The sequence below is a fragment of the Acidithiobacillus sp. TH-A36 genome, assembly GCF_057473445.1.
Genome location: NZ_JBYCKP010000170.1, coordinates 1 through 6071, shown reverse-complemented (window position 1 = coordinate 6071; position 6071 = coordinate 1). Strand labels below are relative to the sequence as shown.

The 6071-nt window shown below is 48.4% G+C and carries 11 protein-coding genes; 8 read left to right on the top strand and 3 right to left on the bottom strand.

Features of this window, described 5'->3' with window-relative positions; translation table 11 throughout:
- Window positions 1-586 precede the first annotated feature (586 nt).
- Entirely contained in the window at window positions 587-1516 is a 930-nt protein-coding gene (locus AC2VLY_RS04680) for a tyrosine-type recombinase/integrase (protein WP_486921840.1), read from the bottom strand.
- A 182-nt stretch (window positions 1517-1698) separates the two neighbouring features.
- Here AC2VLY_RS04680 and AC2VLY_RS04675 point away from each other — a divergent pair, with 182 nt between their 5' ends.
- From AC2VLY_RS04675 to AC2VLY_RS04640, 8 genes are all read left to right on the top strand, one after another.
- Window positions 1699-2058: a hypothetical protein gene (locus AC2VLY_RS04675; RefSeq protein WP_486892281.1), complete on the top strand. Its 360-nt coding sequence runs from the start codon at window positions 1699-1701 to the stop codon at window positions 2056-2058.
- Entirely contained in the window at window positions 2042-2350 is a 309-nt protein-coding gene (locus tag AC2VLY_RS04670) for a hypothetical protein (RefSeq protein WP_486892282.1), read from the top strand. The genes AC2VLY_RS04675 and AC2VLY_RS04670 overlap by 17 nt, the downstream gene beginning before the upstream one ends.
- A 53-nt stretch (window positions 2351-2403) precedes the next feature.
- Entirely contained in the window at window positions 2404-2607 is a 204-nt protein-coding gene (locus AC2VLY_RS04665) for a hypothetical protein (RefSeq protein ID WP_486892283.1), read from the top strand.
- A gap of 73 nt (window positions 2608-2680) precedes the next feature.
- Window positions 2681-2899 carry a hypothetical protein gene (locus tag AC2VLY_RS04660; RefSeq protein ID WP_486892284.1) on the top strand — a complete coding sequence of 73 codons (219 nt, stop codon included), beginning with the start codon at window positions 2681-2683 and terminating at the stop codon, window positions 2897-2899.
- A gap of 67 nt (window positions 2900-2966) precedes the next feature.
- The gene (locus tag AC2VLY_RS04655; RefSeq protein WP_486892285.1) at window positions 2967-3788 is read left to right on the top strand and encodes a hypothetical protein; all 822 of its coding nucleotides are present in this window, start codon (window positions 2967-2969) and stop codon (window positions 3786-3788) included.
- Between the two features lie 75 nt (window positions 3789-3863).
- Window positions 3864-4214 carry a hypothetical protein gene (locus tag AC2VLY_RS04650; RefSeq protein ID WP_486892286.1) on the top strand — a complete coding sequence of 117 codons (351 nt, stop codon included), beginning with the start codon at window positions 3864-3866 and terminating at the stop codon, window positions 4212-4214.
- Between the two features lie 160 nt (window positions 4215-4374).
- Window positions 4375-4758 carry a hypothetical protein gene (locus AC2VLY_RS04645; RefSeq protein ID WP_486892287.1) on the top strand — a complete coding sequence of 128 codons (384 nt, stop codon included), beginning with the start codon at window positions 4375-4377 and terminating at the stop codon, window positions 4756-4758.
- A 256-nt stretch (window positions 4759-5014) separates the two neighbouring features.
- Window positions 5015-5149 carry a hypothetical protein gene (locus tag AC2VLY_RS04640; RefSeq protein WP_486892288.1) on the top strand — a complete coding sequence of 45 codons (135 nt, stop codon included), beginning with the start codon at window positions 5015-5017 and terminating at the stop codon, window positions 5147-5149.
- Window positions 5150-5168: 19 nt separating this feature from the next.
- On the opposite strand, the gene AC2VLY_RS04635 is transcribed toward AC2VLY_RS04640, so the two are convergent.
- Both AC2VLY_RS04635 and AC2VLY_RS04630 read right to left on the bottom strand, forming a co-directional pair.
- The gene (locus AC2VLY_RS04635; protein WP_486892290.1) at window positions 5169-5363 is read right to left on the bottom strand and encodes an antitoxin VbhA family protein; all 195 of its coding nucleotides are present in this window, start codon (window positions 5361-5363) and stop codon (window positions 5169-5171) included.
- An 8-nt stretch (window positions 5364-5371) separates the two neighbouring features.
- Window positions 5372-6071 (bottom strand): BsuBI/PstI family type II restriction endonuclease (locus AC2VLY_RS04630; RefSeq protein WP_486892289.1); only part of this gene is annotated, 700 nt, incomplete at its 5' end.

Genomic DNA, 6071 nt, shown 5'->3' with positions numbered 1-6071 from the left:
CATGGCATCTTGAATCATTTGCGGCAACTAAAGCAGCACTCAGGGCCGGACGAATGGCCTTAGCGTACGTTTCCGTTCCATTGGACTTCAGACCCCTTAGAATATGTGGTGGATCCGTTATGTGGATGTATGGCACCCGCGAACTATGCTGGGGCATCGACTTTAGGGATATAGAAGCATTGGAACAGTATGAGCGGTCTTGTGGACGAGAGCCAAGATTTACCTGAACAGGGAGGGTGAACAATGAACTGCAACGTCATGCGATTTGTTTTCGCTTTCGGAATAGTTATCGGATGGAGTGCGCTTGTGTTCGGCTTGCCATCCAGTGACTTTCAAGGTGGAAGGGATGCGAGCAATTTTATGACCGCTTTTTTCACTGGGCTGTCATTTTTTCTAATCTTTTTTGTTGACTGCTCAAGCAAGAAATCAGGAAACCAAAATCGTGATTAAACTGTTGTGGCATTCAAATAAAGATGGTAACAACGAAATAAAGTTGGTAACTTTTATGAATCATTACATCGCTGATTTTATTGCAGATATTGCAATATTCCATCTTTAGTTACCAACTTTATTTGCATTCTACACCTCACTCCATCAAATGCAGGTATCGGCTGGTCACCACTATACTACTATGTCCCATGTTGGCCTGTACCTGGCGCAAATCCATGCCCTGTGCAAGCCACAGACTGGCGGCGGTGTGCCGCAAAAGATGGGGTCCGACCTGCGGCTTATGAATAGTGGTGCGCTCAATCAGACGCCGGATCACCTGATACATAAAAGCAGCGCTTAAAGGTTTACCCTGATCGGTCAGAAACAGGGTGTCCGCCGGGGACTGAAGCCTGCGCCTTGCGGTGAGCCAAAGCTCCAGAGATTCGGCGGGCGGGGGAGGGAAGCGCACCAGCCTTTCCTTGTTACCTTTACCGATGACGCGCAGACGTCCGGAGAGATAACCGTTGAGTGCATCGAGCCTGAAACTGGCCGCTTCATGGGCACGCAATCCCGTGGCCAGTAAAAAATCGACCAGCGCCGCATCCCGATAGCCGGCAATGGTTTCGAACCGCTTGGCTTCGGTGCGGAGCTGGTCGATCTCCGCATGATCGAGAACGGGGGGCAGACGATGGGGTTTGGCACCCCCGCGTCCCCCGCGACCGCCCTGGCCACCCGTGATGGCGCGTTCAGCGCGTTGCCGGACTTTTTCCTCTCTGAGCACTCTGGCCGGGTTAAAGGGAAAGTCATGTGTTTTCTGCAGCCAGTCAAAAAACAGCATAACAGCGGAGTATCGGACCATCTGCGTAGAAACGGGTGCGATGCCATTTTTAGACTGGACAATCCAATTCTTCACGAAAGACAAAGAAACTGCCTCTATCTGTTCTATTCCGCTTTTCTCTGCATGATTGAGGAACTGTCGGGATTTTGCCGTATAAGCCTTGATAGAGGTACTTGAGTACGGAATCTCAAAAAACGGGCTTTTCAGCCAATTTTCAAAGTCGGTGATGAGAGAATCTATGGGTAGCATCGGGTCCCCAGGGGCTTTTTGTGACTGTAGATAGGATAATACTATCTATTATCCTATCTACACAAGCCCAAAAACCGCCGCCATTTGCCGCAAAAACAAAACACTTATTCTATATCTGTGCTTGCAATTACAAAAAACCGGCGTAATATCGAATTATCTTATTAATGCACTGGAAAACAGCTATGCAGATTGGAAGGCCAACAAGACGAGTTTGTGCAGATTTCTTCGATGATCCCGCAGTCGAGCTTGACCTGCTTGAAGTCCAACTGGGGATAAATCGGGCTTACCGCAACAAAGGCGAGCGCGACGCGGCTTTGATAGAGCTGGCCGTGCTTTCCCTGAAAAAGCATGTTGCGGCGTATTCTGGTCTAATTGGAGATAAGTACCCAAGCTGCGCAGATGTGACGGCCTGGCTCGAATCAGACGGATACCTCTCGAAATTCACGGATTTCCTGTTGCACTATAAAAATCCTGTCCTGATCGCTCACGACCCATCGCAACCGGTAGAACCGGGGGGCACGGAACATGAACACACCGACTAAGGATACGGATAAACCATGGGAAAGGGAGGCGCAGCGTCTGTCTGCGGTTCTGGAAAGTCGGCAAGGGATCTGTGCCTGGGAACGGGCCACTGACGGTCGCTGGTATCTAATTCTGGTCGTGCCCACGCTGTTTCCCGATGAGGATGTTATTGAAATGCGTTGGGGCGGTCGCCAGCGGCCACCATCACGCATCTTGCGCCTCCCTCTGGAGCAGACATTGGATACAGTGTCCTGGTCCCGGGATATTTGCCGTCGCAGACACCAGCACGGATATCATCCCGTCCACAGTTAAGAGACGCGGAATACGATGGCCGATCCAGCTTTTGATATTGAAAGGAAAAGAAGATGATAAATAGCAACGATGCAGAGAAATTAGTAAAATCTAGCCAGTCTGCAAACCTCTTGGTGCAAGACTTACGCGAGATGGTCAGTGCGACCGATCCTTTGTTGGGTGAGCTTGCTATTGAAATACTGGAGCAGGCTGTTGAGATCGAAAAACGATTGAACCGGATTAAGGCTATCGCCAGCCCAGAAACGAATACGGAATAAGCAAATACACTGGACGAACCCCTTTTATGGAGTTTTCGTTCCATTCGGCTTCATATCCATCAAAGGAGCGCATATGAAATCATCTATGCAACTAAAAGTGGGTAACTGGTACATACTGGAAAGCAAGATGTACCCAGATGATCGGGGCCGTGACCGTAAGGTGGTGATTACAGCACTGAACCCGAAAATGGTGTACTTCGATCATAAAACAGACCGAAGGATGCCAGCAATAGCAAGGGGAATAGTGCTGAAAGCACATTTCCTAAAGTATGCGCGGGAAGTTGTGGGGTAATATGGGAAACCGGAGTTAAACAGACTGCTGATCCTAATCAAGACAAATCATTTTTTATGGAGTTGTTATGATAAAGAAAATAGCTGGAATAGCTGCAACATCTTTTCTATCGGGCTGTGCAATGGTGGGAATTCATTATGGAACAGAATATACCGGGCACTATACCCCCAGGGGGACCTATTACCACGAGGCCGGGAAAACCATTACTAAAAAACAGGAAATCTATCCTGGGGACGTGATGGCTACCATCAGCGTCATAAAGGCCCATACAAAACTCACATCAACCAGCGATTGCTACATCGAATGGCGCAGGGATGGTCACTCATTCATAAAACATATCCGGGGCGGACAGGCGTATCTGTCCCAGGGGACCGCTTTCAAAAAAGGGCACCGATACTACATTATTCCAGCCCTGCCATCCAATGACAAAGCGGATCAATATGCGGCAGGAAATTATGCAATACCTTATTATTATTACAGATATGGTTCCGACTGGTGGGCGCATACCTTCCATGCCATAGGTGGATCACATTTTGTAGTCGGTGATAAGACGGGTCTGGTGTCTGGGCCAATCTACTTCAATAGAGATAGCGTTGCTTCCGTATCTTCGTACCATAGCAATTGTCTTTTCAAGATTGACCATACCGATCATCGGTCAACCTATAAATTGATTTATGCGGGCTTTCTCCCAGAGGGAAGACTGAAGTTTGATGTGCTTAGAAACAATGAAAGCTATGGTCATTTTACCAACTCAATACTTCCGGGTAAGTCTGATACAAAAGTGAATAGTATCGTTTTTTCATTGGACATTAAGAGCGCAAACAATAAATATATTGTTGCAAAGTCTAACGCATGGATATACAAGGCTGGTGGTAAGTCTACGAGTTAAAAGATTCCGAGTTGATTCGTAACGTCAGTAATGCGACGAACTTTATCCATGAACGTCAATAAGGAGATATTTTCGATGGAATCATCCAAAGATGAAGCCTTAAAACGGATTCAAAAACAAACTGCCATGTATCATCTATTTCGGTCTTATGCCCAGGTCGAAGGCGATAAACTCAAGGAGATCGTCGCAAGACTGGTTGATGATATAGCGCCTTGCAAAGCAGGGGATTATGTCAGGACACCTGAAGGTTATGTTTACAAAATAGAGGCGGTCCACCTCTTGTTTGAAAACGATCAGCCAGACGCTTTCTATTTCCAGTGTGAAGGGGCACCCGTCATGGAAGACGAGACGCTAGGCCCGGTGGAATCTCTGGTTGGGCCATTAAAAGTCATTCAGAGGGTAGAGAGGCCCATCAGTTTTCACTAAAGTTACCAGACTGTTGTGGCATTCAAATAAAGATGGTAACAACGAAATAAAGTTGGTAACTTTTATGCATCATTACCTCACTGATTTTAATGCGGTTATTGCAATAGGCCATCATTAGTTACCAACTTTATTTGTATTCTACATTACTCCGGAGAAAGATATGAATAACCAAACATCCACCACTAAAACACAAAAGAACAATCAAAAATTATTTTCTATATTAAAAAAAACACAACTTATAATTCCAATCATTAGCTTAATAGGCGTTGTTCTGGGACTTTTTATTGGTTTTGCAACAGCGGCGCACTGGTCAATTGTGGTTACCGGAACCACAGACCAAACCGGATACCTTTTTGGTAGATTGGCTGTGCCGATGGGAATTATTATCATTGCATTATTAATAATCTATTCCGGTTTACCATTTTTATTAGGTTCCCTTGCGACAATTATGACATCTTCTGGAAGCCTGGAAAGAATATCACCAAAACATCATCTAGTTATATCTATTATTGTAGCAGCTGTGGCATTCAAACAAAGATCGTAACAATGAAATAAAGTTGGTAACTTACAAATAGAGGGTAACTTTTATGCATCATTACCTCACTGATTTTAATTAATATATTGAAAGATTCCATCTTTGGTTACCAACTTTATTTGCACAAACATCAAGGGTTTTTGGGGTGAGGAGGCAAAAGGTTACCAACTTTATTTATTTTTGAAAATTTCGATGTGGCGATTCTACTGGCCTTGGCCGGATAAAAGTTACCAACTTTATTTTTATTCTACACCATGCCCGCATCGTGGCCTTGCGCGAAGGCGGCAAGAGCATCGCGGAAACCGCGAAGCTGGCCGGGTGCAGTCAAAGCCAAGTGAAGCGCGTATGCGCGATGGCCCGGCCAGCGGTTGGCGACAAAAAGGAGCTGACCAGGTTGTGAATCTGTCGCCAAGACAGTTTCAGCGTGCCGGGTCCACGTACTCGGCAAGGTCGATTTCACCAGCAACAAACCGGGCTGCGCGTTGCTCCGCTTCCTCGGAAGGCTTGAATCCTTCAAGGCCAACATTGGCGCGGGCGAAGTTGACCGCCTCCTGACGCTTGCGGCGCTCGGCCTCGGTAATCGGTGCGGGCGCTCTGGTGGGGTTCATGGTCATGGTCAAGCTCACTCCGTGGCGTAGGGGCCAAGAAAACGGACGCCATTGAAGTGAATCAGGTGTGACGGTGCATTCGCCACCCACACTTCGGTTTCCCAAGCGATTTCGCCAAGGTAGCGGCCCATGATGGCCCGGTTTGGAAAGGCGGTCACATAGACCAGCCCGGCAGTCGATCCGGCGAAGAGCTTTGCAAGCTCGGCATGTCGCTTGCCATCGACGGGGCCATGACTGGTGACAGATTCAACCAGCAGCAGCCAGTTTTTCGCGGTGAAGTGCAACACCACGTCTGGCATCTTGCCGTGTGAATCCACGTCCACACCCAGCCCGGCCAGCAACGCCGCGTCGAAGTAACCCCACTTGTCGCCAGTGTCGCCGGCATAGACCAGCACGCTACCCGGTGCGAAGCGCTGGGCGAAGTCCTCGATGATGGCCCGGATCAGTTCGCTATGCTCGCCGGGACTGAGGGTGATTTCTTTTCCCGGCGCAATCTCAACGGGGATGCGGTTTTGCTCTCGTGCCATTGCGTAGCGGGCAACCAGCGTTTCACGCCCGGCCAGATAGGCCGTAAGGCCGTCATGCCATGCGGGCGTGCCAAAGGTGCGCAGCAAGGCCAGCGCGGCGGGTTCGATCTGATAAACCGCCTTCGGACTGTTCACCGGGCGGTCGGGCTTGTCCGGGTTGTAGAGGGCCACGCCAGCATCGCAAAAC

What these genes read in the sequence shown, in the direction of transcription:
- AC2VLY_RS04665 (WP_486892283.1), top strand. Translation starts at nt 2,404, where the DNA reads ATGATAAATAGCAACGATGCAGAGAAATTAGTAAAATCTAGCCAGTCT.
- AC2VLY_RS04655 (WP_486892285.1), top strand. Translation starts at nt 2,967, where the DNA reads ATGATAAAGAAAATAGCTGGAATAGCTGCAACATCTTTTCTATCGGGC.
- AC2VLY_RS04650 (WP_486892286.1), top strand. Translation starts at nt 3,864, where the DNA reads ATGGAATCATCCAAAGATGAAGCCTTAAAACGGATTCAAAAACAAACT.
- AC2VLY_RS04635 (WP_486892290.1), bottom strand. Translation starts at nt 5,363, where the DNA reads ATGACCATGAACCCCACCAGAGCGCCCGCACCGATTACCGAGGCCGAG.
- AC2VLY_RS04675 (WP_486892281.1), top strand. Translation starts at nt 1,699, where the DNA reads ATGCAGATTGGAAGGCCAACAAGACGAGTTTGTGCAGATTTCTTCGAT.
- AC2VLY_RS04680 (WP_486921840.1), bottom strand. Translation starts at nt 1,516, where the DNA reads ATGCTACCCATAGATTCTCTCATCACCGACTTTGAAAATTGGCTGAAA.
- AC2VLY_RS04660 (WP_486892284.1), top strand. Translation starts at nt 2,681, where the DNA reads ATGAAATCATCTATGCAACTAAAAGTGGGTAACTGGTACATACTGGAA.
- AC2VLY_RS04645 (WP_486892287.1), top strand. Translation starts at nt 4,375, where the DNA reads ATGAATAACCAAACATCCACCACTAAAACACAAAAGAACAATCAAAAA.
- AC2VLY_RS04670 (WP_486892282.1), top strand. Translation starts at nt 2,042, where the DNA reads ATGAACACACCGACTAAGGATACGGATAAACCATGGGAAAGGGAGGCG.